General features: G+C 54.4%; 29 protein-coding genes and 1 tRNA gene. 19 read left to right on the top strand and 11 right to left on the bottom strand.

Annotated features, from left to right (window positions below; translation table 11 throughout):
- Positions 1–33: 33 nt before the first annotated feature.
- The 6 genes from lptB to ACLGE8_RS09115 are packed head-to-tail and all read right to left on the bottom strand — an operon-like array spanning position 34 to position 4,418.
- Positions 34–759: an LPS export ABC transporter ATP-binding protein gene (lptB, locus tag ACLGE8_RS09140; protein ID WP_035891167.1), complete on the bottom strand. Its 726-nt coding sequence runs from the start codon at positions 757–759 to the stop codon at positions 34–36.
- A 6-nt stretch (positions 760–765) separates the two neighbouring features.
- Positions 766–1,320, bottom strand: coding sequence for a lipopolysaccharide ABC transporter substrate-binding protein LptA (lptA, locus tag ACLGE8_RS09135; RefSeq protein WP_410998044.1), 555 nt, complete (start codon positions 1,318–1,320; stop codon positions 766–768).
- Positions 1,289–1,864 (bottom strand): LPS export ABC transporter periplasmic protein LptC, encoded by a 576-nt coding sequence (lptC, locus tag ACLGE8_RS09130; RefSeq protein ID WP_410998042.1) that lies wholly within the window; start codon positions 1,862–1,864, stop codon positions 1,289–1,291. Before lptC ends, lptA begins: the two co-directional genes overlap by 32 nt.
- A complete protein-coding gene (kdsC, locus tag ACLGE8_RS09125) occupies positions 1,861–2,427 on the bottom strand; it encodes a 3-deoxy-manno-octulosonate-8-phosphatase KdsC (protein WP_410998040.1) in 567 nt (188 codons plus the stop codon). Before kdsC ends, lptC begins: the two co-directional genes overlap by 4 nt.
- A gap of 15 nt (positions 2,428–2,442) precedes the next feature.
- The gene (gene kdsD, locus ACLGE8_RS09120; protein ID WP_410998038.1) at positions 2,443–3,429 is read right to left on the bottom strand and encodes an arabinose-5-phosphate isomerase KdsD; all 987 of its coding nucleotides are present in this window, start codon (positions 3,427–3,429) and stop codon (positions 2,443–2,445) included.
- 14 nt (positions 3,430–3,443) lie between these two features.
- Positions 3,444–4,418 carry a calcium/sodium antiporter gene (locus tag ACLGE8_RS09115; protein ID WP_333496260.1) on the bottom strand — a complete coding sequence of 325 codons (975 nt, stop codon included), beginning with the start codon at positions 4,416–4,418 and terminating at the stop codon, positions 3,444–3,446.
- Positions 4,419–4,606: 188 nt separating this feature from the next.
- On the opposite strand from ACLGE8_RS09115, the gene mlaF reads away from it, so the two are divergent.
- From mlaF to murA, 7 genes are all read left to right on the top strand, one after another.
- The gene (gene mlaF / locus ACLGE8_RS09110) at positions 4,607–5,419 is read left to right on the top strand and encodes a phospholipid ABC transporter ATP-binding protein MlaF (RefSeq protein ID WP_185667799.1); all 813 of its coding nucleotides are present in this window, start codon (positions 4,607–4,609) and stop codon (positions 5,417–5,419) included.
- A 7-nt stretch (positions 5,420–5,426) separates the two neighbouring features.
- Entirely contained in the window at positions 5,427–6,209 is a 783-nt protein-coding gene (mlaE, locus tag ACLGE8_RS09105) for a lipid asymmetry maintenance ABC transporter permease subunit MlaE (protein ID WP_185667800.1), read from the top strand.
- A 4-nt stretch (positions 6,210–6,213) separates the two neighbouring features.
- On the top strand, positions 6,214–6,768 hold the full coding sequence (gene mlaD / locus ACLGE8_RS09100) for an outer membrane lipid asymmetry maintenance protein MlaD (protein WP_185667801.1): 555 nt from the start codon (positions 6,214–6,216) through the stop codon (positions 6,766–6,768).
- An 18-nt stretch (positions 6,769–6,786) separates the two neighbouring features.
- Complete coding sequence (mlaC, locus tag ACLGE8_RS09095; RefSeq protein WP_035891146.1) at positions 6,787–7,422, top strand: phospholipid-binding protein MlaC; 636 nt, start codon at positions 6,787–6,789, stop codon at positions 7,420–7,422.
- Positions 7,422–7,712: a lipid asymmetry maintenance protein MlaB gene (mlaB, locus tag ACLGE8_RS09090; RefSeq protein ID WP_410998034.1), complete on the top strand. Its 291-nt coding sequence runs from the start codon at positions 7,422–7,424 to the stop codon at positions 7,710–7,712. Before mlaC ends, mlaB begins: the two co-directional genes overlap by 1 nt.
- Positions 7,713–7,850: 138 nt before the next feature.
- Positions 7,851–8,105: a BolA family iron metabolism protein IbaG gene (ibaG, locus tag ACLGE8_RS09085; protein WP_035891140.1), complete on the top strand. Its 255-nt coding sequence runs from the start codon at positions 7,851–7,853 to the stop codon at positions 8,103–8,105.
- A gap of 65 nt (positions 8,106–8,170) precedes the next feature.
- Entirely contained in the window at positions 8,171–9,430 is a 1,260-nt protein-coding gene (gene murA / locus ACLGE8_RS09080; protein WP_185667804.1) for a UDP-N-acetylglucosamine 1-carboxyvinyltransferase, read from the top strand.
- 56 nt (positions 9,431–9,486) lie between these two features.
- Here the strand turns inward: murA and sfsB are convergent, their stop codons facing one another.
- Together sfsB and ispB are read right to left on the bottom strand one after the other, a co-directional pair.
- A complete protein-coding gene (gene sfsB / locus ACLGE8_RS09075; RefSeq protein ID WP_185667805.1) occupies positions 9,487–9,762 on the bottom strand; it encodes a DNA-binding transcriptional regulator SfsB in 276 nt (91 codons plus the stop codon).
- A 195-nt stretch (positions 9,763–9,957) separates the two neighbouring features.
- The gene (ispB, locus tag ACLGE8_RS09070) at positions 9,958–10,929 is read right to left on the bottom strand and encodes an octaprenyl diphosphate synthase (RefSeq protein WP_410998032.1); all 972 of its coding nucleotides are present in this window, start codon (positions 10,927–10,929) and stop codon (positions 9,958–9,960) included.
- Positions 10,930–11,185: 256 nt separating this feature from the next.
- Here ispB and rplU point away from each other — a divergent pair, with 256 nt between their 5' ends.
- From rplU to cgtA, 4 genes are all read left to right on the top strand, one after another.
- The gene (gene rplU, locus ACLGE8_RS09065) at positions 11,186–11,497 is read left to right on the top strand and encodes a 50S ribosomal protein L21 (protein WP_003025032.1); all 312 of its coding nucleotides are present in this window, start codon (positions 11,186–11,188) and stop codon (positions 11,495–11,497) included.
- 19 nt (positions 11,498–11,516) lie between these two features.
- Entirely contained in the window at positions 11,517–11,774 is a 258-nt protein-coding gene (rpmA, locus tag ACLGE8_RS09060; RefSeq protein WP_035891128.1) for a 50S ribosomal protein L27, read from the top strand.
- 113 nt (positions 11,775–11,887) lie between these two features.
- The gene (locus tag ACLGE8_RS09055; protein WP_185667807.1) at positions 11,888–12,853 is read left to right on the top strand and encodes a DMT family transporter; all 966 of its coding nucleotides are present in this window, start codon (positions 11,888–11,890) and stop codon (positions 12,851–12,853) included.
- 15 nt (positions 12,854–12,868) lie between these two features.
- On the top strand, positions 12,869–14,044 hold the full coding sequence (gene cgtA, locus ACLGE8_RS09050) for an Obg family GTPase CgtA (protein ID WP_410998028.1): 1,176 nt from the start codon (positions 12,869–12,871) through the stop codon (positions 14,042–14,044).
- Positions 14,045–14,128: 84 nt separating this feature from the next.
- Here the strand turns inward: cgtA and dacB are convergent, their stop codons facing one another.
- The gene (gene dacB / locus ACLGE8_RS09045; RefSeq protein ID WP_410998027.1) at positions 14,129–15,562 is read right to left on the bottom strand and encodes a serine-type D-Ala-D-Ala carboxypeptidase; all 1,434 of its coding nucleotides are present in this window, start codon (positions 15,560–15,562) and stop codon (positions 14,129–14,131) included.
- Between the two features lie 246 nt (positions 15,563–15,808).
- Between dacB and greA the strand changes: the two genes are divergently transcribed.
- Positions 15,809–16,285 carry a transcription elongation factor GreA gene (gene greA / locus ACLGE8_RS09040; RefSeq protein ID WP_035891119.1) on the top strand — a complete coding sequence of 159 codons (477 nt, stop codon included), beginning with the start codon at positions 15,809–15,811 and terminating at the stop codon, positions 16,283–16,285.
- Positions 16,286–16,438: 153 nt separating this feature from the next.
- On the opposite strand, the gene yhbY is transcribed toward greA, so the two are convergent.
- The gene (yhbY, locus tag ACLGE8_RS09035; protein ID WP_185667939.1) at positions 16,439–16,732 is read right to left on the bottom strand and encodes a ribosome assembly RNA-binding protein YhbY; all 294 of its coding nucleotides are present in this window, start codon (positions 16,730–16,732) and stop codon (positions 16,439–16,441) included.
- A gap of 126 nt (positions 16,733–16,858) precedes the next feature.
- Here yhbY and rlmE point away from each other — a divergent pair, with 126 nt between their 5' ends.
- The 6 genes from rlmE (at position 16,859) to ACLGE8_RS09005 (ending at position 22,452) form a co-directional block, all read left to right on the top strand.
- Positions 16,859–17,485, top strand: coding sequence for a 23S rRNA (uridine(2552)-2'-O)-methyltransferase RlmE (rlmE, locus tag ACLGE8_RS09030; protein WP_035891117.1), 627 nt, complete (start codon positions 16,859–16,861; stop codon positions 17,483–17,485).
- A 103-nt stretch (positions 17,486–17,588) separates the two neighbouring features.
- Complete coding sequence (gene ftsH, locus ACLGE8_RS09025) at positions 17,589–19,520, top strand: ATP-dependent zinc metalloprotease FtsH (protein ID WP_220440886.1); 1,932 nt, start codon at positions 17,589–17,591, stop codon at positions 19,518–19,520.
- 95 nt (positions 19,521–19,615) lie between these two features.
- Complete coding sequence (gene folP, locus ACLGE8_RS09020; protein ID WP_410998026.1) at positions 19,616–20,464, top strand: dihydropteroate synthase; 849 nt, start codon at positions 19,616–19,618, stop codon at positions 20,462–20,464.
- Positions 20,457–21,794 carry a phosphoglucosamine mutase gene (gene glmM, locus ACLGE8_RS09015; protein ID WP_185667812.1) on the top strand — a complete coding sequence of 446 codons (1,338 nt, stop codon included), beginning with the start codon at positions 20,457–20,459 and terminating at the stop codon, positions 21,792–21,794. The genes folP and glmM overlap by 8 nt, the downstream gene beginning before the upstream one ends.
- A 225-nt stretch (positions 21,795–22,019) precedes the next feature.
- Positions 22,020–22,352, top strand: coding sequence for a preprotein translocase subunit SecG (gene secG / locus ACLGE8_RS09010; protein ID WP_333496253.1), 333 nt, complete (start codon positions 22,020–22,022; stop codon positions 22,350–22,352).
- 13 nt (positions 22,353–22,365) lie between these two features.
- Positions 22,366–22,452, top strand: a tRNA-Leu gene (locus ACLGE8_RS09005).
- Between the two features lie 107 nt (positions 22,453–22,559).
- On the opposite strand, the gene ACLGE8_RS09000 is transcribed toward ACLGE8_RS09005, so the two are convergent.
- A complete protein-coding gene (locus ACLGE8_RS09000) occupies positions 22,560–23,096 on the bottom strand; it encodes a carboxymuconolactone decarboxylase family protein (protein WP_333012199.1) in 537 nt (178 codons plus the stop codon).
- 116 nt (positions 23,097–23,212) lie between these two features.
- On the opposite strand from ACLGE8_RS09000, the gene ACLGE8_RS08995 reads away from it, so the two are divergent.
- Positions 23,213–24,118, top strand: a complete 906-nt coding sequence (locus tag ACLGE8_RS08995; protein WP_410998025.1) for a cupin domain-containing protein — start codon at positions 23,213–23,215, stop codon at positions 24,116–24,118.
- Positions 24,119–24,138 lie beyond the last annotated feature (20 nt).

The following is a 24,138-nucleotide window of genomic DNA, read 5'->3' as shown; positions in this document are numbered from 1 at the left end:
TATCTCCCGCTAACGTCGTAAACCACTACCCTATCAGAGTCTGAAGTCTTCCCCAAGATACACGCGTTTAACATGTTCGTCTTGTAGGATCTCCTGAGGGGTACCGTGGGCAATCAGGTGCCCCTGGCTGACGATATAAGCGCGTTCACACACGGCCAGCGTTTCACGTACGTTGTGGTCGGTGATCAGCACGCCAAGGCCGCTGTCGCGGAGGTGTTCAATGATGCGTTTAATATCGATAACGGAAATCGGGTCAACGCCGGCAAACGGTTCATCCAGCAGGATAAATTTCGGGTTTGCCGCCAGCGCGCGGGCGATTTCAACACGGCGACGTTCACCGCCGGAAAGCGCCTGGCCAAGGCTGTCGCGCAGATGCTCGATGTGGAACTCTTCCATCAACTCTTTGGCGCGGTCTTCACGCTGTTCGTTGCTCAGATCGTCACGGATCTGCAGCACCGCCATCAGGTTGTCGTAGACGCTCAGACGACGGAAGATGGAGGCTTCCTGCGGCAGATAGCCGATACCGCGACGCGCGCGGGCGTGCAGCGGCAGCAGGCTGATGTCTTCATCGTCGATGATGATATTGCCGGCATCACGCGGAACGATCCCTACCACCATGTAGAAGGTGGTGGTTTTGCCCGCGCCGTTTGGCCCAAGCAGACCCACAATCTCACCGGAATTCACGGTCAGACTGACATCTTCCACCACGCGGCGGCCTTTGTAGGCCTTCGCCAGATTTTTTGCAGTTAATGTCGCCATAACGAATTAGTTACTCTTCTTCTGTGCCGGAACCTGGTCCTTGGACTTGTCCTGCAGCTGCGATGGAACCAGCACGGTGGTTACGCGTTTACCTTTGTCGCTAAACGCCTGCATTTTCTGCTCTTTGACCAGATAAGTGATCTTGTCGCCTTTGATGTTGCTATCCAGTTGCTCAAGGTAAGCGTTGCCGGTCAGCACCACGAAGTCATTTGCCAGCTCATAATGCATTTTCGAGGCGCGGCCTTTTACCGGCTTGCCGTTGTCCTGCATCTGGTAGAAGGTGGCCGGATTACCGTAGCCGTCGATGACTTCTTTGCCTTTCTGGTCAGCCGGACGTGTCACGACGACCTTATCGGCGTTGATTTTGATACTGCCCTGGGTCACCACGACGTTACCGGTGAAGGTCACGATGTTGCCCTGCATATCCAGCGACTGCTGATCGGATTCGATATGAATCGGCTGATTGGTATCGCCGGTAAGCGCCATTGCCGGCAGGCTGGCGGCCAGCAAGGAACCGGCAAGTGCCAGCTTAAGGCTGAGTTTGTTTGTTCTGAATTTCATAAGAGGTTCTAACCTTTTCAATCAGCTCGGCGTTTTTGCTGCGTAAATTGCCGCGCATTTTCAGGCCGCTGGAATTAAATGTTGTTCCGTATAACGTCACCAGATCGTCAGAGGAAACGTCCTGAGTCGTCAGGTTCACCTGGGCATTATCCGTAGTAATCTTACGCAGTTGTGCGTCTTCTGTCAGCGCGTTGATTTCAACGTGTCCATAGAGATACAGCATGCGGTCATTAGTGAGTTTGGCTTTATCTGCTTTAATCGACCAGGTCGGCACCTTGCTGGTGTCATAGGTTGTCAAAAACGGGTGGGTAAACCATGACAACGCCTGGTCGGAAAAATACTCCACGTGCTCGGCAATTAACCGGTAGCTGAGCGCGCCCTCGGGGCTGTACACCACGGTATCGGTATGTTCGCTTTGGTAGGTTGGATCGTTTGCGTTAACGACGGCCTGGCTGCTGTCGTCTTTATCGGCCAGGTTCAGGCCGATCAGGACAAGCGCAACCAGCGATAACACAATGATAACCCAACGTCTGGTTTTACTCATATCGATTGCCCTTTGGCTTCTTCCAGCTTCCCTTGCGCCATTAGCAGCAGGTCGCAGACTTCACGAACCGCACCGCGACCGCCCGCAATACGCGTCACGTAATCGGCTTTCGGTAACAGCAGAGGGTGCGCATCCGCGACGGCGATGCTAAGACCAATTTCGGCCATCACCGGCCAGTCGATCAGGTCATCGCCAACGTAGGCAACTTCATCCGGCTGGAGATTCAGTTTTGCTATCAGCTCGCGGTAGGCGATCAGTTTATCCGACTGCCCCTGGTAAAGATGGGTGATGCCGAGCGTGGCGCAGCGGTCTTCTAACAGTTTAGCCTTTCGCCCGGTAATAATCGCCACGTCGATATCTGAGGTGAGGGCGCAGCGCACGCCGTAGCCGTCGCGGACGTTAAAGGCTTTCAGCTCTTCACCGCTGTTGCCCATGTAGATAAGGCCGTCAGAAAGCACCCCGTCAACGTCGAGGATCAGCAGGCGGATTTTCTCCGCCTTCGCCATAAATTGTGGACTCACCGGGCCATAACAGGTGGCGACCGATGCGACAGCATTACTCATTCTTTATATCCTTGATTACACTACGCCTGCGCGCAGTAGGTCGTGCATATGTATCACACCTAGCAGATGGTCGCCATCGGCAACCAGCACGCAGGTAATATGACGGGATTGCATCAGATTCAGCGCATCGACGGCCAGCATGCCTGGGCGGATACGAATACCGCCAGGCGTCATCACGTCAGCGATGCCGAGACTGCGCACATCGGCGCCGGTATCGAAGATGCGTCTCAGGTCACCATCGGTGAAAATACCTTTGATCTGCATATTGTCATCGCAGATGGCAGTCATGCCCAGATTTTTGCGGGTAATCTCCAGCAGAGCATCGCGCAGCGACGCGTCAACGCTAACATGCGGAATCTCAGCACCCGTATGCATAATATCGTTAACGCGCAGCAGAAGCTTACGACCCAGTGCCCCGCCGGGGTGCGAAAGGGCAAAATCTTCAGCAGTAAAACCGCGAGCCTTCAGTAACGCCACCGCCAGCGCATCGCCCATCACCAGTGCTGCCGTGGTGCTGGAGGTTGGGGCTAGCCCGAGCGGGCAGGCTTCGCGCGGAACTTTGACACATAAATGAATATCCGCCGCGCGGCCCATGCTGCTTTCCGGTTTGCTGGTCATGCAGATAAGCGGGACGCGAAGGCGCTTTAACACCGGGATTAGCGCCAGAATTTCGTTGGACTCGCCGGAGTTCGACAGGGCGATGACCACGTCCTGCGGGGTGACCATGCCTAAATCGCCGTGCGCCGCTTCACCAGGATGAACGAAGAAGGCGGAAGTACCGGTGCTGGCGAAAGTGGCTGCCATCTTGCGGCCTATGTGCCCGGACTTGCCCATCCCCATGACCACCACTTTGCCGGTGCAGTAGAAGATCTTCTCGCAGGCTTCGCTGAAATCCTGATTAATGTATTGATCAAGCTGTTCCAGCCCTTCCCGTTCAATCGCCAGAACCTCTCTTCCAGCCTGCTGGAAGTTGAAATCTGACGGCAAATCTATTTGCGACATAGTGTTATCCCAGTTCATTCGATGAAAAGCGGCGTGCCCCAGTAGAGCAGCGCCAGCCATACCACAAAACCGCCGATCAACAACACGCCCGCGACGCGCCCTACCTGGCGGCGGCGCCAGCACAGCAGGGCGAAGACCACGCTGACCAGCATCATCACGCCGTAGTCCCGGGTATACGCGAGAGGGTTAAACGCCCCTGGCGCGATAAGGGCAGGGAGCCCCAGCACGATAGCAATATTAAAGAAATTCGAGCCGATGATATTGCCGACCGCAATATCGTTTTCGCCTTTACGTACGCCAGCAATGGCGGTCGCCAGCTCCGGCAGGCTAGTGCCCAGCGCGATAATCGTCAGGCCAATGGTCAGTTCGCTCATGGCGAAGTAATTGGCCAGCACGGTAGCATTATCAATCACCATCTGGGTCGCCATCGGCATGATAATCAGCGCCACGCCGAGCCAGAGGCAGGCAACGGGCAGCGACCCGTCGCGCGGTAGTTCGGCCAGCTGCTCCTGGGTAAATTTATCGTTACCCTCGCGCTCGGCAAGGCGGGCTATTTTAATGATAAACAACAGCCAGAGCCCGGCCAGAATAAATAAAAAGACGCCGTCAAACCATGACAGTTCGCCATCATACAACACATAGCCTGCTACCAGGCTCACTACCAACATTAGCGGTAATTCGCGGCGCAGAATATCAGAATGCACGGTAAATGGGTGGAACAGGGCGGTCAGCCCGAGGATCAGCAAAATGTTGACGATGTTGGAGCCGACGGCGGTGCCGATGGCCAGATCGACCTGTCCGTGCAGCGACGCAGCGGCAGAAACGATGATTTCCGGCAGTGAGGTACCGATGCTGACAACGGTTATACCTATAATCAGAGGAGGGACACCTAAAGCACGGCACAGAATCGAGGCGGAGTACACGAGGCGGTCGGCGCTGTAGACCACCAGAAGTAAACCAATTATTAACAGAGCCGTAGCTAAAAGCATCTAAAGTCCTTTATTCGGGTATAATCGCCGGTCCGCACGTCTGGACGTAACGAATTCCTAATTTTGACTTTATGCGCTGGAAAAGTAAAACAAATGCCAGATTTCGTTAACCAGAGCGGTTAGGATTCTGTAAGAATGCGGGGGCAAGCAGGAGTTTGCTCTACTTAAGGACCTGGAAAGGTAAGCCTATGAGCCAAAATATCGAGAATCTGGTCGAGGTGCGAGACGTCACGTTTTCACGTGGCAGTCGGGTCATCTTCGACAATATCTCGCTCTCGGTGCCGCGCGGAAAAATCACCGCGATTATGGGCCCGTCGGGGATTGGCAAGACCACACTGCTGCGCCTGATTGGCGGGCAGATCCCCCCAGATAGCGGAGAGATCCTCTTTGATGGTGAGAACGTGCCGAAGATGTCGCGCTCCCGCCTCTATACCGTACGTAAGCGTATGAGCATGCTGTTTCAGTCCGGTGCGCTGTTTACCGACATGAACGTGTTCGACAATGTGGCATATCCGATTCGCGAGCACACCCGTCTACCGGCGCCGCTGCTGAAAAGCACGGTGATGATGAAGCTGGAGGCCGTTGGTCTGCGCGGTGCCGCAAAGCTGATGCCATCGGAGCTGTCCGGCGGTATGGCCCGTCGCGCCGCGCTGGCGCGCGCCATTGCGCTGGAGCCAGATCTCATCATGTTCGACGAGCCTTTCGTCGGCCAGGACCCTATTACCATGGGCGTGTTGGTAAAGCTGATTTCTGAACTCAACAGTGCGCTGGGTGTCACCTGTATTGTGGTTTCTCACGATGTGCCGGAAGTGCTGAGCATTGCGGATTACGCTTATATCGTGGCGGACCAGAAAATCGTCGCGCACGGCAGCGCCTCTTCATTGCAGGAAAATAGCGATCCTCGAGTGCGTCAGTTCCTCGACGGTATTGCCGACGGCCCGGTGCCGTTCCGTTATCCTGCGGGCGACTATCGCCGCGATCTCATCGGCACAGGGAGCTAATCTACTCATGCTGTTAAATGCACTGGCAGCGCTTGGACATCGCGGGATCAAGACCGTCGCGACGTTCGGGCGCGCTGGGTTAATGTTATTCAATGCCGTTGTCGGCAAGCCGGAGTTCCGCAAACACGCGCCGCTGCTGGTTCGCCAGCTGTATAACGTCGGCGTGCTCTCTCTGGTCATCATCATCGTGTCGGGCGTGTTTATCGGCATGGTGCTGGGACTGCAGGGCTACCTGGTGCTGACCACCTATAGCGCTGAGACCAGTCTTGGCATGCTGGTGGCACTGTCGCTGCTGCGTGAACTGGGGCCGGTGGTTGCCGCGCTGCTGTTTGCCGGGCGTGCGGGTTCTGCGCTGACCGCGGAAATTGGCCTGATGCGCGCTACCGAGCAACTTTCCAGCATGGAGATGATGGCGGTGGATCCGCTGCGTCGCGTTATCTCCCCTCGTTTGTGGGCGGGCGTTATCTCGCTGCCGCTGCTGACCATTATCTTCGTGGCGGTCGGCATCTGGGGCGGTTCGCTGGTCGGCGTAAGCTGGAAAGGTATTGATGCCGGGTTCTTCTGGTCGGCAATGCAAAATGCGGTGGACTGGCGTCTGGATCTGGTGAACTGCCTGATCAAGAGCGTTGTTTTCGCCATTACGGTGACATGGATTGCGTTATTTAACGGTTACGATGCGATCCCCACTTCTGCCGGAATTAGCCGGGCGACGACGCGCACCGTGGTGCACTCCTCGCTGGCGGTTCTTGGGCTGGACTTTGTGCTGACGGCACTGATGTTTGGGAATTGAGTGAATGCAAACGAAAAAGAGTGAAATCTGGGTCGGTATTTTTTTGTTGGTTGCCCTGCTGGCGGCGCTGTTTATCTGCCTGAAAGCGGCGGACGTATCGTCAATGAAATCAGAACCAACCTACCGCATTTACGCCACCTTCGATAACATCGGCGGCCTGAAAAACCGTTCACCGGTGCGAATTGGCGGCGTAGTGATTGGTCGCGTTGCGGATATTGAACTGGATCCGAAAACCTACTTACCGCGCGTCGCAATCGACATCGAAGATCGCTATAACCATATCCCTGATACCAGTTCGCTGGCCATTCGTACCTCTGGTCTGCTCGGCGAACAGTATCTGGCGCTGAACGTCGGCTTTGAAGACCCTGAACTGGGAACGTCTATCCTTAAAGATGGCGGTATCATCCAGGACACTAAATCAGCGATGGTACTGGAAGACCTGATTGGCCAATTCCTTTACAACAGCAAAGGCAGCGACAATCAGAATTCAGGCGATGCGCAGGGTTCTGCAGATGGACATACTGGTACAGCGACGCCTGCGACTGGCGCGACGAATTAATCTCAGGAGATACTCGACATGTTTAAACGTTTACTGATGGTCGCCATGCTGGTGATTGCGCCGCTGACGGCGGCCACTGCGGCAGACCAAACCAACCCTTATAAGCTGATGAATGAAGCGGCGCAGAAGACGTTCGATCGCCTGAAGAATGAACAACCTAAGATTCGTTCTAACCCGAACTACCTGCGCGACGTGGTCGATCAGGAACTGCTGCCGTACGTACAGGTGAAATACGCCGGTGCGCTGGTGCTGGGCCGTTACTATAAAGACGCGACCCCTGCGCAGCGTGAAGCTTACTTCACCGCTTTCCGTGAATACCTGAAACAGGCGTACGGTCAGGCGCTGGCAATGTACCACGGTCAGACCTACCAGATTGCGCCAGAACAGCCGCTGGGCGATGCGACCATCGTGCCTATCCGTGTGACCATCATCGACCCGAACGGCCGCCCTCCGGTACGCCTGGACTTCCAGTGGCGTAAAAATACCCAGACGGGTAACTGGCAGGCCTATGACATGATTGCGGAAGGGGTGAGCATGATCACCACCAAGCAGAACGAATGGAGCGACCTGCTGCGCACCAAAGGCATTGACGGCCTGACCGCACAGCTGAAATCCATTTCTGCACAGCCAATCACCCTGGATCAGAAAAAATAATGGCCGAACCGCTAAGCTGGAAGCGCGATGGTGAACGCCTGGCGCTGCACGGTGAACTGGATCAGGATTTTCTGGTGTCCCTGTGGGATGCCAGAGGTGAAGCGACCCAGGGCGTGTCGGTTCTCGACCTCAGCGGCCTTAGCCGTGTTGATACGGCTGGCCTGGCGCTGCTGGTGCATCTGGTTGAACTTATCCGCGCACAGGGGCGTACCCCGAGCCTGGAAGGGGTAAGCGAAAAACTGGCGACCCTGAAAAGCTTGTATAACCTGCCGGAAGGCATGATCCCCTAACAGTTTCAGCACGTTACTGTTGTGGTTTCTGATAAAGCCCCATCAATCTCAACGATGGGGCTTTTTGCTTGTTTAAGACCGCGCCACTTTCCTCTAAGATGTGGGGCTTGTTTTCACTCTCAAATGAAATGCGAACCTATGGAAAATAATGAAATTCAGACCGTGCTGATGAACGCACTCTCCCTTCAGGAAGTTCTCGTTTCTGGCGATGGCAGCCACTTCCAGGTCATTGCCGTGGGTGAGATGTTTGATGGCATGAGCCGGGTTAAGAAGCAGCAGACTATCTACGGCCCGCTGATGGAGTACCTTGCGGACAACCGCATTCATGCCCTGTCGATCAAGGCGTACACCCCACAAGAGTGGGCACGCGATCGCAAACTCAACGGTTTTTGAGCCAGGGGAAAAGTGTGCGCACTTTTCCGGTGGCGAACGTGAATACTTAACAGAGATTAGATTTGATGGATAAATTTCGTGTGCAGGGGCCAACCCGCCTTCAGGGCGAGGTCACCATTAGCGGTGCTAAAAATGCTGCCCTGCCGATTCTTTTTGCCGCTTTGCTGGCAGAAGACCCGGTAGAGATCCAGAACGTACCGAAGCTGAAAGACGTTGATACGTCCATGAAGCTGTTGACTCAGCTGGGTGCAAAAGTTGAGCGTAACGGCTCGGTGTGGATTGACGCGGGCTCGGTAAACGTCTTCTGTGCGCCATACGACCTGGTGAAAACCATGCGTGCTTCTATTTGGGCGCTGGGGCCGCTGGTGGCGCGTTTTGGCCAGGGCCAGGTTTCTCTGCCGGGTGGCTGCACCATCGGTGCGCGTCCGGTCGACCTGCATATCTCTGGTCTCGAGCAACTGGGCGCAGAAATTAAGCTGGAAGAAGGCTACGTCAAAGCAAGCGTTAACGGTCGTCTGAAAGGCGCGCATATTGTGATGGATATGGTCAGCGTTGGCGCGACCGTTACCATCATGTCCGCCGCGACGCTGGCGGAAGGCACCACCATCATCGAAAACGCCGCTCGTGAGCCGGAAATCGTCGATACGGCGAACTTCCTCAACGCCATGGGTGCGAAGGTAACGGGTCAGGGTACCGACCGCATCACCATCGAAGGCGTGAAGCGTCTGGGTGGCGGTGTCTACCGCGTTCTGCCCGATCGTATCGAAACCGGCACCTTCCTGGTGGCAGCGGCGATCTCTGGCGGGAAAATTGTCTGCCGCAACGCGCAGCCGGATACTCTGGATGCCGTTCTGGCTAAGCTGCGTGAAGCCGGCGCCGACGTTGAAGTCGGTGAAGATTGGATAAGCCTGGACATGCACGGTAAGCGCCCTAAAGCGGTGAACGTGCGTACCGCGCCACATCCGGCATTCCCAACTGACATGCAGGCCCAGTTCACCCTGCTGAACATGGTTGCGGAAGGCACTGGCGTGATCACTGAAACGGTCTTCGAAAACCGCTTCATGCACATTCCAGAACTTATCCGTATGGGTGCACGTGCAGAAATCGAAAGCAACACCGCGATTTGCCACGGCGTTGAGCAGCTCTCCGGGGCTCAGGTGATGGCAACTGACCTGCGCGCCTCTGCAAGCCTCGTGCTGGCGGGCTGTATCGCCCAGGGCACCACAATCGTTGACCGTATCTATCACATCGATCGCGGTTACGAGCGCATTGAAGATAAGCTGCGCGCTTTAGGTGCTAATATCGAACGTATCAAAGGCGAGTAATCGCAACGCCTATTTAAGCGCCCGCAGATCCTGCTGGGCGCTTCTCACCTAATATCTCACTCATTTTCCTGCTTACTGCGCCGAATAGACTGCGTTCTGTCGATAAACACATGGGTGACTGGATCGTGATAGCGCGATGGCCAAATAATCCATGGGTCCGTTTCCAGAACTTTGGCAATGATCATCTCGCCTTTCGGCCACGGACGCGAAAGCACGTTGGCTAAGGTGGATGAGCTTAGCCCGTTCTTGCGTGATTCTGCTGCCATTGATGTGCCTTTTTTACGTAACCCCGCGATAATGTCGGCGGGATGCCAGTCGCTAAACTTCTCCATACTTCCTCCCTGAAAACGGTCATTAACTCGTTACGTTGAGTGCGGAATATACTGTATCGCTCTTTTCGGTAAGTTCATAAAGAGTTCTAGTAAGTTTAATTAAATTAGGAAAACATCAAATTTTTGGCAAAAAAAAGCGCCTTTCGGCGCTTTCAGGAACTTTTTCAGCGTTATCGCGGAGAAGCGAACCGGGGATTAGCGATCGCGCTGAACGGCGATATGGGCAAGCCCGATAAGCGCATCGCGCCACGGCGTATCCGGCAGGGATACCAGGGAAGCAATCGCTTTGTCAGCTTCTTCCTCGGCGCGCTGACGCGTCCACTCCAGTGAACCACAGGCGGCCATCGCCTCCAGCACTGGCTCAAGCAGATGGCGACCGTTGCCCTGCTCAATAGCACCACGAATCAGCAGAGCCTGCTCCGGAGTGCCATTACGCATAGCGTGCAGCAGCGGCAGCGTCGGTTTGCCCTCGTTGAGGTCATCGCCCACGTTTTTACCCAGCGTTTCACCATCGGCGCTATAGTCGAGCAGATCGTCAATCAGCTGGAAAGCGGTGCCGAGGTAGCGGCCATAGTCCTGCAGACCTTTCTCCTGCTCTGGCGTACAGTCGGCAAGCAGACCTGAACACTGCGCCGCCGCTTCGAACAGACGCGCCGTTTTGCTGTAAATGACGCGCATGTAGTTCTCTTCGGTAATGTCCGGGTCGTTAACGTTCATCAGTTGAAGGACTTCGCCTTCGGCAATGACGTTTACCGCTTCAGACATGACCTCCAGCACCTTCAGCGAACCGAGGCTGGTCATCATCTGGAAGGCGCGCGTATAGATAAAATCGCCAACCAGCACGCTGGCCGCGTTGCCAAAAGCCGCGTTTGCCGTCGCCTTACCGCGACGCATATCGGACTCATCGACAACGTCGTCGTGCAGCAGCGTTGCGGTATGAATAAATTCGATCAGCGCAGCGATAGTGACGTGGGCATTTCCCTGATAGCCAACGGCACGGGCGGCCAATACGGCGATCATCGGACGAATCCGTTTCCCGCCGCCGCTGACGATGTAATAGCCAAGCTGATTGATCAATTGGACGTCCGAGTTGAGCTGCTCGAGAATCGTCGCATTGACACCCGCCATATCCTGCGCGGTTAACTCGTTGATTTGTTGTAGATTCATCGCAAAAGCCGGGCTTAATGTCCTGTTTACCACTTATCCATATGGGATAACGAAGGTTTTACGTTAGCGTTGTAGATACGATTGTACTGAAAAAACGCCTCAGATAAACGTTACTGTGCAGGTTGTATTTTTTTTCTGCATGTATTGATGCTAGCACTTGTCAAAGGCTCGCGTTTTGCGTAATATTCGCGCCCTATTGTGAATATTTATAGCGCACTCTGAATCACATAAAGTTGTGCGCGGAAGCGGAGTTTATATGTACGCGGTTTTCCAAAGTGGTGGTAAACAACACCGAGTTAGCGAAGGTCAGACCGTTCGCCTGGAAAAGCTGGACATCGCAACTGGCGAATCTGTTGAATTCGCTGAAGTTCTGATGATCGCAAACGGTGAAGAAGTCAAAATCGGCGTTCCTTTCGTTGATGGCGGCGTTATCAAAGCTGAAGTTGTTGCTCATGGTCGTGGCGAGAAAGTTAAAATCGTTAAGTTTCGTCGTCGTAAACACTACCGTAAGCAGCAGGGCCATCGTCAGTGGTTCACTGATGTGAAAATTACTGGCATCAGCGCTTAAGTTAAGGGGAGCAGATTAAATGGCACATAAAAAGGCTGGTGGCTCGACTCGTAACGGTCGCGACTCAGAAGCTAAACGTCTTGGCGTAAAACGCTTTGGCGGCGAATCCGTTCTGGCTGGTAGCATCATCGTTCGTCAACGTGGTACTCAGTTCCACGCTGGCTCTAACGTAGGCTGCGGCAAAGACCACACTCTGTTTGCTAAAGCAGACGGTAAAGTGAAATTCGAAGTGAAAGGCCCGAAAAACCGTCGTTATATCAGCATCGTTGCTGAATAAGTTTTTCGCGTCCCGGTAACGGATGAAAGCCCCGCAACGTGTTGCGGGGCTTTTTACATTCGACGCCAGAAAAATGATGGGTTGTACCACCGTTTCAGGGCAGGGAATCCGGTATGAAGCAGCAGGCGGGCATTGGCATTCTATTGGCGCTCACCACAGCAGTATGCTGGGGCGCACTTCCGATTGCCATGAAGCAGGTTCTGGAGGTCATGGAGCCACCCACTATCGTCTTCTACCGCTTTCTAATGGCAAGCTGTGGCCTGGGCCTCATTTTGTCCTGGAAGCGCAAGCTGCCCTCTTTACGGCTGTTTCGCGACCCACGCTGGCTTGTACTGCTGCTTATCGCTACCGGCGGGCTGTTCGGTAACTTCGTCCTGTTTAGCTCATCGCTGCAGTATGTGAGTCCGACGGCATCTCAGGTTATCGGCCAACTTTCGCCCGTTGGGATGATGGTCGCCAGCGTCTTTATTCTTAAAGAGAAGATGCGCGGTACGCAGATAGTCGGCGCAATCATGCTTATCTGCGGGCTGGTGATGTTCTTTAACACCAGCCTGATTGAAATTTTTACCCGCCTGACCGATTACACCTGGGGTGTCATTTTTGGGGTTAGCGCGGCGATGGTCTGGGTGAGCTACGGTGTCGCACAAAAGGTGTTATTGCGGCGTCTGGCTTCACAGCAGATCCTCTTTTTATTGTACACTTTATGTACGATTGCACTGCTGCCATTAGCTAAGCCTGAAGTTATCGGACAACTGAGCGACTGGCAGCTAGCCTGTCTGATCTTCTGTGGTCTGAACACACTGGTCGGTTATGGGGCGCTGGCGGAAGCCATGGCGCGCTGGCAGGCGGCACAGGTGAGCGCGTTAATCACGCTGACTCCTCTGTTTACCCTGTTATTTTCAGATTTATTATCAATGGCCTGGCCCGATTTCTTCGCCAGACCGATGTTGAACCTTATTGGTTACCTCGGTGCGTTTGTCGTGGTTGCGGGCGCGATGTATTCCGCCATTGGTCATCGTCTTTGGGGGCGGTGGCGTAAGCGTGAAGCGGTTGTTCCGTTACCCCGCGCAGGCGAATGATTTACGGAGAGTAAAATGAAGTTTGTTGATGAAGCAACGATCCTGGTCGTAGCAGGTGATGGCGGTAATGGTTGCGTAAGCTTCCGCCGTGAAAAATATATTCCTCGTGGTGGTCCTGACGGCGGTGACGGCGGTGACGGCGGTGACGTCTGGATGGAAGCCGACGAGAACCTGAACACCCTGATTGACTACCGTTTCGAAAAATCTTTCCGCGCTGAACGCGGTCAAAACGGCGCAAGCCGCGACTGTACCGGTAAACGTGGTAAAGACGTCACCATCAAGGTGCCGGTGGGTACCCGCGTTATCGATCAGGGCACCGGCGAAACCATGGGCGATATGACCAAGCATGGTCAGCGTCTGATGGTTGCTAAAGGCGGCTGGCACGGCCTGGGTAACACCCGTTTTAAATCGTCCGTTAACCGTACGCCACGTCAAAAGACCATGGGTACGCCGGGCGATAAGCGTGACCTGCAGCTCGAACTGATGCTGCTGGCGGACGTGGGTATGCTGGGCATGCCGAACGCCGGTAAATCCACCTTTATCCGCGCTGTGTCTGCGGCGAAGCCAAAAGTGGCTGACTATCCGTTTACCACCCTGGTGCCAAGCCTTGGTGTGGTGCGTGTCGATAACGAGAAGAGCTTCGTGGTCGCCGACATCCCTGGTCTGATTGAAGGCGCATCCGAAGGCGCTGGCCTCGGTATCCGCTTCCTGAAGCACCTTGAGCGCTGCCGCGTATTGCTGCACATCATTGATATCGATCCGATCGATGGCTCCGATCCGGCTGAAAACGCGAAAATCATCATTGGTGAGCTTGAGAAATACAGCGAGAAGCTGGCGAATAAGCCACGTTGGCTGCTCTTCAACAAGATCGACACCATGGATAAAGCGGAAGCTGAAACTAAAGCCAAAGCGATTGCCGAAGCGATGGGTTGGGAAGATAAGTACTACCTGATCTCCGCAGCAAGCCAGGTTGGCGTGAAAGACCTGTGCTGGGACGTGATGAACTTCATCATCGAGAACCCAATTGCTCAGGCTGAAGAAGCGAAACAGCCAGAGAAAGTCGAGTTCATGTGGGATGACTACCATCGCCAGCAACTGGACGAAGTCGCCGCAGAAGCTGAAGACGAAGAGTGGGATGACGATTGGGATGAAGACGACGAAGAAGGCGTTGAGTTCATCTACAAACGTTAATTCAACGTCCTCTGTAGCCCGGCGTCACTTCGTTCGGGCTACCAAAACCAAATAAAAAGGGCCGCGTCTGCGGCCCTTTCTTTATCAGTTGTTCTGATAAATATCCTTGTACAACCGGCTCTCAAAGCGTACCAGCGGAATGCGTCGATTACGCTGATCCGCCGGCGGAACTGCGTACCCTGACAGATACTGCACAAACGCCATGCGTTGCCCGCTAGCGGTAGTGATAAAGCCCGCCAGGTTGTATACGCCCTGCAGTGAACCGGTTTTCGCCGAAACCTTCCCATCCACGCCTGCCTGATGCAGACCCGCACGGTACTGTAGTGAACCATCGTGTCCGGCAAGCGGTAACATTGAGATGAAGTCCAGCTCGTTATCATGCTGGGCGATATACTGCAGCGCCTGCATCATGGTCGCTGGCGCCAGCAGGTTATGGCGCGACAGGCCGGAGCCGTCAGCGATAATCGTGTTGCCTAAATCCACGCCGGCCTGCTGACGCAGAATCTGACGAACTGCGTCGGAACCCGCGCGCCAGGTACCCGGTACACCGAAGCGTGAATGGCCGATCATGCGGAATACGGTATCAGCAATCATATTGTCTGATTTTTTCAGCATGATTTTCAGCAAGTCGTGCAGCGGTGCCGATTGCTTGCTGGCGATGACCGTCCCCGGTTCGTTTACCAGCGTCTGGCGCAGTAGGGTGCCGGTATAGGTGATCCCGGCCTGCTTCAACTCGTCTTTGATAATCGCCCCGGCGTAGCTGGCGCCATCCTGAATGGCGAACGCCAGCGGCAGCGGGTCAGCGCGTTGTGGCAGGCAGCCGGTGAGCGTATAGCGGTTCAGATCGCCAGGTACGACGTCCAGCTCGCAGTACTGTGCTTCCGGCGAGCCTTTGGCCAGCGTACGTACCTGGCTGAACATAGTTACCGGGTAGTAAGAGGCAATGCGAATAAACGCCAGATCGTTAGCTTTCTGGGCGCTATAAAGTGAAATCGAGAAGCAGTTGCGGTCGATAATGGCGGCTGCTGGCGGTGCGCTAAAGCACTGGGTCATATCGTTCCACGGCCAGCCTGGGGCTTTATCGTGGCTGGCGAAGATGGAGGTATCGATCAGCACGTTACCGTCAATATTCTGTACGCCCGACTTTTTCAAGGTGGTGACCATATTGCGAATATCCTGGCGTTTTAGCGTAGGATCGCCGCCAAATCGTGCAATTAAGTCGCCTTTTAATGTACCGTTATCCACGCTGCCTTTACTCTCAAGCGTGGTGGTAAAGCGGAAATCCGGGCCAAGCTGAAGTAGGGCTGCCAGCGCGGTAAGTACCTTTTGAGTACTGGCCGGCAGCGCCATCTGCTGGCCGTGATAATCAATCAGCGGCGCGGGTGCGCCCACTTTCTGTACCAGAAGCGCGAGGTTGGCCCCGTCGGGAAGTTGATTAATATATTCATCAACATTCGCGGCCTGAACGCTAAACGCTATACTGGTAGTCAATCCGATGATAAATCTAGGAAATCGCATATTCTCGCGCTAACAACCTGGAAACAAGCCGTCATACTACGGCGCAACGCCCTGTAAAGTAAACGATGACCCGTAGTGAACTTCGGGGTAAAATACGTATCAAACTAAAAATTGCTGCTGACCTGGGGCTTCGTACCCGGGTCGGTTTTCTTTTGCTTCTGGCCTGGTGTTGATAGCGACCCAGGCGGGCTTAGCAGCCGGAGCGGGGCGAACCGCTCCCTACAGGAATGTTTAAGAGGTATAACAATGCAAGCTATTCCGATGACCCTTCGTGGTGCAGAAAAACTGCGTGAAGAGCTGGACTTTCTGAAGTCAGTTCGCCGCCCTGAAATCATTGCGTCTATCGCTGAAGCGCGCGAGCACGGCGACCTGAAAGAGAACGCAGAGTATCACGCTGCTCGTGAGCAGCAGGGCTTCTGCGAAGGTCGTATCAAAGATATCGAAGCGAAACTGTCTAACGCGCAGGTTATCGACATCACCAAGATCCCGAACAATGGTCGCGTGATCTTCGGTGCCACCGTGAAGGTGCTGAACCTGGATAACGATGAAGAGCAGACTTACCGCATCGTGGGCGACGACGAAGCTGATTTCAAACAGAACCTGATCTCCGTTAACTCACCGATCGCCCGTGGGTTGATTGGCAAAGAGCAGGATGACGTGGTAACTATCCGTACCCCGGGTGGTGAAGTTGAATTCGAAATCATCCACGTGGATTATCTGTAAGATCGGTTCAACACTGAATTGTTGAACGAGTGTAAAGATAAGAAAAAGGCCGCATAGCGGCCTTTTATCAAGCATAAGAGCGTGGCATGTTGCTAGCCCTCGTATAGAAAATCCCTCATTTAACACAATGTTGTGTCAGAAATTAGGATATTCTTAACGTGGCAACGAGATTTTGCGTTCTTTACCAGGGCGATAAAGCACCAGTATTTTACCGATGACCTGTACATTACAGGCGCCGGTTTCGCGAACGATAGCGTCCACAATCAAAGTTTTGGTCTCTCTGTCTTCCGAGGCGACTTTCACCTTGATAAGTTCATGGTGCTCTAACGCTAGTTCAATCTCGGCCAGTACCCCTTCGGTCAAACCATTGTTGCCAAGCATAACTACAGGCTTGAGCGAATGTGCGAGACCTTTCAGGTGCTGTTTTTGTTTAGTACTCAGATTCATCGTATATTTTTGCTTACGTTGGGATTGAAAACGGGTCATTCTACCGCCATCTCCCATATATCGCCAAACGATGCGTAGAAATTTACGCCGAAAGGCTACGATGAACTGCCCCGATGGGAATGTTAAATGACAGGTAAAAAGCGTTCTGCCAGTTCAAGCCGCTGGCTTCAGGAACACTTTAGCGATAAATATGTTCAAGAGGCACAGAAAAAGGGGTTACGTTCCCGTGCCTGGTTTAAACTTGATGAAATACAGCAAAGTGACAAACTTTTTAAACCGGGGATGACGGTAGTCGACCTCGGTGCTGCACCAGGAGGCTGGTCACAGTACGTGGTCACGCAGATTGGTGGCAAAGGCCGCATCATCGCTTGCGATCTTCTACCTATGGATCCAATCGTCGGTGTGGACTTCCTTCAGGGCGATTTTCGTGATGAACTCGTGATGAAGGCATTACTGGAACGCGTGGGTGACAGTAAAGTACAAGTTGTCATGTCAGATATGGCACCAAACATGAGCGGAACGCCGGCGGTTGACATCCCCCGGGCCATGTATCTGGTGGAACTGGCGCTTGAAATGGCTCGTGATGTGTTAGCGCCGGGCGGAAATTTTGTAGTGAAAGTGTTCCAGGGCGAAGGCTTCGATGAGTACCTAAGGGAAATTCGCTCCCTGTTTACGAAGGTTAAAGTTCGTAAGCCGGACTCTTCTCGTGCGCGTTCACGTGAAGTGTACATTGTAGCGACCGGGCGAAAGTGATAGACGGTGGTTTTTCAAACGAAAGTTTGAAAGAAACTGGATATAGAGTATCCTGACGCTGTTTTTAACACAGTTGTAATATGAGGTTAATCCCTTGAGTGACATGGCGAAAAACCTAATACTCTGGCTGGTCATTGCCGTTGTGCTGATGTCAGTATTCCAGAGCTTTGGGCCCAGCGAATCGAACGGCCATAAGGTGGATTATTCTACCTTCCTGCAAGAGGTCAATAACGACCAGGTTCGCGAAGCGCGTATCAACGGACGTGAGATCAACGTTACCAAGAAAGATAGTAACCGTTACACGACTTACATCCCGGTTAACGATCCGAAGCTGCTTGACAACCTGCTGACGAAAAACGTCAAAGTGGTTGGTGAGCCGCCTGAAGAACCAAGCCTGCTGGCTTCTATCTTCATTTCCTGGTTCCCGATGCTGCTGCTGATCGGCGTCTGGATCTTCTTCATGCGCCAAATGCAGGGCGGCGGTGGCAAAGGTGCCATGTCGTTCGGTAAGAGCAAGGCGCGCATGCTGACGGAAGACCAGATTAAAACCACCTTTGCCGACGTTGCAGGCTGCGACGAAGCGAAAGAAGAGGTGGGTGAGCTGGTTGAGTACCTGCGTGAACCGAGCCGTTTCCAGAAGCTGGGCGGTAAAATCCCGAAAGGTGTGCTGATGGTTGGCCCTCCGGGTACCGGTAAAACGTTGCTGGCAAAAGCGATTGCTGGCGAAGCGAAAGTACCGTTCTTCACCATTTCCGGTTCTGACTTCGTAGAAATGTTCGTGGGTGTTGGTGCATCTCGTGTGCGCGACATGTTCGAACAGGCTAAGAAAGCGGCACCGTGCATCATCTTCATCGATGAAATCGACGCCGTAGGCCGCCAGCGTGGCGCAGGTCTGGGCGGTGGTCACGATGAACGTGAGCAGACGCTGAACCAGATGCTGGTTGAGATGGATGGCTTCGAAGGTAACGAAGGTATCATCGTTATCGCGGCAACTAACCGTCCAGACGTACTTGACCCAGCGCTGCTGCGTCCAGGCCGTTTCGACCGTCAGGTTGTGGTTGGTTTGCCGGACGTTCGCGGTCGTGAACAGATTCTGAAAGTGCATATGCGTCGCGTGCCGCTGGCACCTGATATTGATGCAGCAATCATTGCTCGTGGTACTCCTGGTTTCTCCGGTGCAGATCTGGCGAACCTGGTGAACGAAGCGGCACTGTTTGCAGCGCGCGGCAACAAGCGCGTGGTATCGATGGTTGAGTTCGAAAAAGCGAAAGACAAAATCATGATGGGTGCGGAACGTCGCTCCATGGTGATGACGGAAGCGCAGAAAGAATCCACCGCTTACCACGAAGCAGGCCACGCGATTATCGGTCGCCTGGTACCGGAACACGATCCGGTGCACAAAGTGACGATTATCCCACGCGGTCGCGCGCTGGGTGTGACCTTCTTCCTGCCTGAAGGCGACGCTATCAGCGCCAGCCGTCAGAAACTGGAAAGTCAGATCTCCACCCTGTACGGCGGTCGTCTGGCAGAAGAAATTATTTATGGCGTAGAACATGTTTCTACCGGTGCGTCGAACGACATTAAAGTCGCGACTAACCTGGCACGTAACATGGTCACCCAGTGGGGCTTCTCCGATAAACTCGGTCCGCTGCTGTACGCGGAAGAAGAGGGCGAAGTATTCCTGGGGCGCTCTGTCGCCAAAGCGAAACACATGTCTGATGAAACCGCGCGTATCATCGACCAGGAAGTGAAAGCGCTTATCGAACGTAACTACGCTCGAGCTCGCCAGCTCCTGAACGACAACATGGATATTCTGCATGCAATGAAAGATGCGCTCATGAAATATGAGACCATCGATGCACCGCAGATTGACGACCTGATGGCTCGCCGCGACGTGCGTCCGCCAGCAGGCTGGGAAGAACCAGGTTCATCCAACAACTCTGGCAACACGGGTAAACCAAGTGCGCCACGTCCGGTTGATGAACCGCGTGCTCCGGACTCTGGCACCATGTCAGAGCAGCTGGGCGACAAATAAGTTATCCCATCGTTGATGACTGTGCTTCACCTGAAACCCTGGGGCTTGCTCCAGGGTTTTTTTATGCCACCAATAAGAACTCAGAAGGATTCGCTATGAAACTCACCGCCCAGGGCTCCATCCTGGATCTTTCCCATCCACACGTGATGGGGATCCTCAACGTTACGCCGGATTCGTTCTCCGACGGCGGCACGCACAATACGCTGGTTGAGGCGGTGAAACATGCGAACCTGATGATTAACGCCGGCGCGACGATCATCGATGTCGGTGGCGAGTCAACCCGCCCTGGTGCGCTGGATGTCAGCGTGGAAGAAGAGCTGGCGCGCGTAATCCCGGTGGTCGAGGCGATCGCCCAGCGCTTCGAAGTGTGGATTTCGGTGGATACCTCTAAGCCAGAAGTGATCCGCGAATCTGCTCGTGCGGGAGCGCATATCATCAACGATATCCGCTCGCTCAGCGAACCGGGCGCCCTGGAAGCCGCGGCGGAAACCGGGCTGCCGGTGTCGCTGATGCACATGCAGGGCAATCCGAAAACCATGCAAGAAGCGCCGAAATATGACGATGTCTTTGCGGAGGTGAACCAGTACTTTGTGGAGCAGATCGCACGTTGTGAAAATGCGGGTATCGGAAAAGATAAATTGCTGCTCGACCCGGGGTTCGGTTTCGGTAAAAATCTCTCTCACAATTACGCATTACTCGCTCGCCTGTCAGAATTCCATCATTTCGGTCTGCCGCTGTTCGTCGGTATGTCGCGGAAATCGATGATTGGCCAACTGCTGAACGTGGGGCCATCAGAACGCCTTAGCGGCAGCCTGGCGTGTGCGGTGATTGCAGCTATGCAGGGCGCGCATATCGTTCGCGTCCACGATGTCAAAGAAACTGTTGAGGCGATGCGTGTGGTCGAAGCCACGCTGTCTGCGAAGGGAAAAAAACGTTATGAGTAATCGCAAGTATTTTGGTACCGATGGGATCCGTGGCCGTGTAGGCGATGCGCCAATCACTCCTGATTTTGTCCTGAAGCTCGGTTGGGCGGCGGGTAAAGTGCTGGCAAGCCACGGCTCGCGTAAAATCATTATCGGTAAAGATACCCGCATCTCTGGCTATATGCTGGAGTCTGCTCTGGAAGCGGGTCTGGCAGCGGCGGGCTTATCTGCCTCCTTCACCGGCCCAATGCCAACCCCTGCGGTTGCTTATCTGACCCGTACCTTCCGCGCGGAAGCTGGCATCGTTATCTCTGCATCGCATAACCCGTTCTATGACAACGGCATCAAGTTCTTCTCCATCGACGGCACCAAACTGCCGGATGAAGTGGAAGAAGCGATTGAAGCTGAAATGGAAAAAGAGATCACCTGTGTGGACTCCGCCGAGCTGGGTAAAGCTAGCCGAATCGTTGATGCTGCGGGCCGCTACATCGAGTTCTGCAAAGGGACCTTCCCGAATGAACTGAGCCTCAACCACCTGAAAATCGTCGTTGACTGTGCGAACGGCGCCACCTACCACATTGCGCCGAACGTACTGCGTGAGCTGGGCGCGAACGTGATTGCTATTGGCTGTGAGCCAAACGGTGTGAACATCAACGAAGAAGTGGGCGCTACTGATGTGCGTGCGCTGCAGGCGCGCGTGCTGGCGGAAAAAGCCGATCTGGGGATCGCGCTGGACGGCGACGGTGACCGCGTCATCATGGTTGACCACGAAGGTAACAAAGTCGATGGCGATCAGATCATGTACATCATCGCGCGTGAAGCGCTGCGCCAGGGCCAACTGCGCGGTGGCGCGGTAGGTACGCTGATGAGCAACATGGGGCTGGAAGTGGCGCTGAAACAGCTGGGTATTCCATTCACCCGCGCGAAAGTGGGCGACCGCTACGTGCTGGAAAAAATGCAGGAGAAAGGCTGGCGCATCGGGGCGGAAAACTCTGGTCACGTTATCCTGCTGGACAAAACCACCACCGGTGACGGCATCGTGGCTGGCCTGCAGGTCGTTGCGGCGATGGTGCGCAACCACATGAGCCTGCACGATCTGTGCAGCGGCATGAAGATGTTCCCACAGGTGTTGGTTAACGTACGCTACACCGACGGTAAATCCAACCCGCTGGAAAATGAGGTCGTGAAAGCGACGGCTGCGGAAGTGGAAGCGGCGCTGGGTAACCGTGGCCGCGTGCTGTTGCGTAAATCCGGTACCGAGCCGCTGATTCGCGTCATGGTTGAAGGTGAAGAAGAAGCGCAGGTCACCGCGTTCGCTCACCGCATTGCTGATGCGGTAAAAGCGGTATAACCGTGATGTAAGTGATTAAAAAGGTGGCGCTTGCCGCCTTTTTATTGCTGATTATGCGTTGTTTTGCTGTTTTTTTCCGCAGTTGATACAATGTGTCGAAATTGCCCTTGCGAAGGTCATTCGCTTTGGTTAGTATTCACACCCGCTTCAGTGGGAAACATAAACATCCCGCTTTATTGGTAGAAGCACTTGGTACGCGGTGTCCCCGCAAGGAACAGGTTGATTATGTACGAAGCTCTTTTAGTTGTTTTCCTTATTGTAGCGATTGGCCTTGTGGTCCTCGTTATGCTGCAGCAAGGTAAAGGCGCTGATATGGGAGCCTCCTTTGGAGCAGGCGCTTCCGCTACGCTGTTTGGTTCTAGTGGTTCTGGTAATTTCATGACCCGCATGACCGCTGTGTTTGCGACGCTGTTCTTCATTATCAGTCTGGTACTGGGCAACATCAACAGTAACAAGACCAATAAAGGAAGCGAGTGGGAAAATCTGACTGCGCCTAAGACTGAGCAAACTACTCAGCCAGCGGCACCGGCACAGCCGACCAGCGATATCCCGCATTAATAGTAGTATCCGTGCTGAGGTGGTGGAATTGGTAGACACGCTACCTTGAGGTGGTAGTGCCCTAACGGGCTTGTGGGTTCGAGTCCCATCCTCAGTACCAATATTCCGAAAGAAAGACGCTGAAAAGCGTCTTTTTTTTCGTCTGTAGAAAACCACCGTGGTTTCGTAGGCCGGATAAGGCAACGTCGTTATCCGGCATGCTTCGGCTTAGTCAGCCTTTGGGAAATCAACCACGGTGTCGTTCACTCGGTTCACCATGTTGGTAAACAGAATAGCGCTGATGGCGCTGATGGCTTCGATCACCTGACGGTCGCTGAACCCGGCATCGCGCAGAGCGGCAACATCGGCTTCTGGCAGGGTACCCGTTGTGGTTACCAGCGTTTGCGAGAATTTCGCCAGTGCGTCGAGGTGGGCATCTTCGGCATACTCTGCACGGCGCAGTTCGCGAATCTGTTCACTGCTGAAGCCGGCTTTTTTCGCCATCATGCTGTGGGCCGCCAGGCAGTAATCGCAGCCGGTAGCTTCGCTCACCGCCAGGTTGATGGTTTCCAGTTCCTTCGCGTTCAGGCTCCCCTTATGCAGCATGGCGTTGTGCGCTAGCGCCTGTTGCAGCGACTCCGGTGAATGCCCGCCGATGGTCAGGTAGGCATTCGGCACTTTTCCCATCGCTTTTTTAATCCCGCCAAAGATCTCTGCGGCTTTACCTGTTGCATCTTGTTCACGAATTTCAGCTAAACGGCTCATGACATACTCCTGTTACTAGAGGGTTTGTAGTGGCAATGACGTCATATTAGAGGAGTTGACCGTGCTAGACTGGCGCTCTTCGTCTCATCTTTTTGTCTTATCGTCTCAGGAGTGTTATGGATAGCCTTAGCCATCTTTTGACGCTGCTGGCTCCGCGCTGCGAAGTGAACCTTCACTGTCGCTTCGGTGGGCGCTGGCAGGCGGGGCACGACCAGATGCGTGCTGGCATCGTGCCCTGGCATTTTGTGTTACGTGGGGAAGGGCGTCTTACCGTGGGGAATCAAACCCGGCATATGCGCGCGGGAGATGTCATCCTGTTGCCCCACGGCTCGCCGCATCTCATGGAGAGCCTGGTGGAGTGGGGGCAGGTTCTGCCGGTGGCTCACCGCTTTAACGGCACGCTGACAGAAATGCGTACCGGCAACGAGAGCGATGCGCTGGAGATGCTGTGCGGTGAGTTCTATTTTGGCCCGCACGTTAGCTGGCTGTTTGCCGAAGAGTCGGAGCTTATTCATCTTCATACTGATGAACGAGAAGATTGCCCGGAGTTGGAGATTCTGCTCAACGTTCTGGTGCGCGAAAGCCTGGCCGAGCATCCCGGCGGCAGCGCGATTGTGCGGAGCCTGGGTGATACGCTGTTGGTTTTGCTGCTACGAACGCTGTTGGGAGCAGAGGAACCGCCGGGCGGTTTACTGCGCCTGATGCGCGATGAACGATTGATGCCCGCAGTGCTGGCCGTTCTGGCAACGCCGGAACAGCCCTGGACGATGGAAAGTATGGCAACACGCGCCTTTTTATCACGAGCGACCTTTGCTCGTCACTTTGCCCGCGCTTACCACCTGACGCCACAGGCTTGGCTTACCCAGTTGCGTATGGCGATGGCCGCTCGATTGCTGCACCAGGACCGACAGGCCCGGCTCGATGTCATTGCCGAACGCTGCGGGTTCCAGTCGCTGGCATCGTTCTCAAAAACCTTCAAAAAGCACTATGGCCTGACCCCAGGAGAATGGCGGCGCAGGTAGTGCAACTTCCCTACAGTATG

Origin of the sequence: Kluyvera sp. 142486 (assembly GCF_046569695.1) — a bacterium.
In the GTDB taxonomy this organism is placed as follows: domain Bacteria; phylum Pseudomonadota; class Gammaproteobacteria; order Enterobacterales; family Enterobacteriaceae; genus Kluyvera.
Note: the sequence above shows the minus strand (reverse complement) of the source record. Positions and strands in the feature narration are given on the sequence as shown.

Bases quoted from the DNA above. Each gene is read 5' to 3' on its own strand.
- lptB (WP_035891167.1), bottom strand. From the start codon at position 759: ATGGCGACATTAACTGCAAAAAATCTGGCGAAGGCCTACAAAGGCCGC.
- lptA (WP_410998044.1), bottom strand. From the start codon at position 1,320: ATGAAATTCAGAACAAACAAACTCAGCCTTAAGCTGGCACTTGCCGGT.
- lptC (WP_410998042.1), bottom strand. From the start codon at position 1,864: ATGAGTAAAACCAGACGTTGGGTTATCATTGTGTTATCGCTGGTTGCG.
- kdsC (WP_410998040.1), bottom strand. From the start codon at position 2,427: ATGAGTAATGCTGTCGCATCGGTCGCCACCTGTTATGGCCCGGTGAGT.
- kdsD (WP_410998038.1), bottom strand. From the start codon at position 3,429: ATGTCGCAAATAGATTTGCCGTCAGATTTCAACTTCCAGCAGGCTGGA.
- ACLGE8_RS09115 (WP_333496260.1), bottom strand. From the start codon at position 4,418: ATGCTTTTAGCTACGGCTCTGTTAATAATTGGTTTACTTCTGGTGGTC.
- mlaF (WP_185667799.1), top strand. From the start codon at position 4,607: ATGAGCCAAAATATCGAGAATCTGGTCGAGGTGCGAGACGTCACGTTT.
- mlaE (WP_185667800.1), top strand. From the start codon at position 5,427: ATGCTGTTAAATGCACTGGCAGCGCTTGGACATCGCGGGATCAAGACC.
- mlaD (WP_185667801.1), top strand. From the start codon at position 6,214: ATGCAAACGAAAAAGAGTGAAATCTGGGTCGGTATTTTTTTGTTGGTT.
- mlaC (WP_035891146.1), top strand. From the start codon at position 6,787: ATGTTTAAACGTTTACTGATGGTCGCCATGCTGGTGATTGCGCCGCTG.
- mlaB (WP_410998034.1), top strand. From the start codon at position 7,422: ATGGCCGAACCGCTAAGCTGGAAGCGCGATGGTGAACGCCTGGCGCTG.
- ibaG (WP_035891140.1), top strand. From the start codon at position 7,851: ATGGAAAATAATGAAATTCAGACCGTGCTGATGAACGCACTCTCCCTT.
- murA (WP_185667804.1), top strand. From the start codon at position 8,171: ATGGATAAATTTCGTGTGCAGGGGCCAACCCGCCTTCAGGGCGAGGTC.
- sfsB (WP_185667805.1), bottom strand. From the start codon at position 9,762: ATGGAGAAGTTTAGCGACTGGCATCCCGCCGACATTATCGCGGGGTTA.
- ispB (WP_410998032.1), bottom strand. From the start codon at position 10,929: ATGAATCTACAACAAATCAACGAGTTAACCGCGCAGGATATGGCGGGT.
- rplU (WP_003025032.1), top strand. From the start codon at position 11,186: ATGTACGCGGTTTTCCAAAGTGGTGGTAAACAACACCGAGTTAGCGAA.
- rpmA (WP_035891128.1), top strand. From the start codon at position 11,517: ATGGCACATAAAAAGGCTGGTGGCTCGACTCGTAACGGTCGCGACTCA.
- ACLGE8_RS09055 (WP_185667807.1), top strand. From the start codon at position 11,888: ATGAAGCAGCAGGCGGGCATTGGCATTCTATTGGCGCTCACCACAGCA.
- cgtA (WP_410998028.1), top strand. From the start codon at position 12,869: ATGAAGTTTGTTGATGAAGCAACGATCCTGGTCGTAGCAGGTGATGGC.
- dacB (WP_410998027.1), bottom strand. From the start codon at position 15,562: ATGCGATTTCCTAGATTTATCATCGGATTGACTACCAGTATAGCGTTT.
- greA (WP_035891119.1), top strand. From the start codon at position 15,809: ATGCAAGCTATTCCGATGACCCTTCGTGGTGCAGAAAAACTGCGTGAA.
- yhbY (WP_185667939.1), bottom strand. From the start codon at position 16,732: ATGAATCTGAGTACTAAACAAAAACAGCACCTGAAAGGTCTCGCACAT.
- rlmE (WP_035891117.1), top strand. From the start codon at position 16,859: ATGACAGGTAAAAAGCGTTCTGCCAGTTCAAGCCGCTGGCTTCAGGAA.
- ftsH (WP_220440886.1), top strand. From the start codon at position 17,589: ATGGCGAAAAACCTAATACTCTGGCTGGTCATTGCCGTTGTGCTGATG.
- folP (WP_410998026.1), top strand. From the start codon at position 19,616: ATGAAACTCACCGCCCAGGGCTCCATCCTGGATCTTTCCCATCCACAC.
- glmM (WP_185667812.1), top strand. From the start codon at position 20,457: ATGAGTAATCGCAAGTATTTTGGTACCGATGGGATCCGTGGCCGTGTA.
- secG (WP_333496253.1), top strand. From the start codon at position 22,020: ATGTACGAAGCTCTTTTAGTTGTTTTCCTTATTGTAGCGATTGGCCTT.
- ACLGE8_RS09000 (WP_333012199.1), bottom strand. From the start codon at position 23,096: ATGAGCCGTTTAGCTGAAATTCGTGAACAAGATGCAACAGGTAAAGCC.
- ACLGE8_RS08995 (WP_410998025.1), top strand. From the start codon at position 23,213: ATGGATAGCCTTAGCCATCTTTTGACGCTGCTGGCTCCGCGCTGCGAA.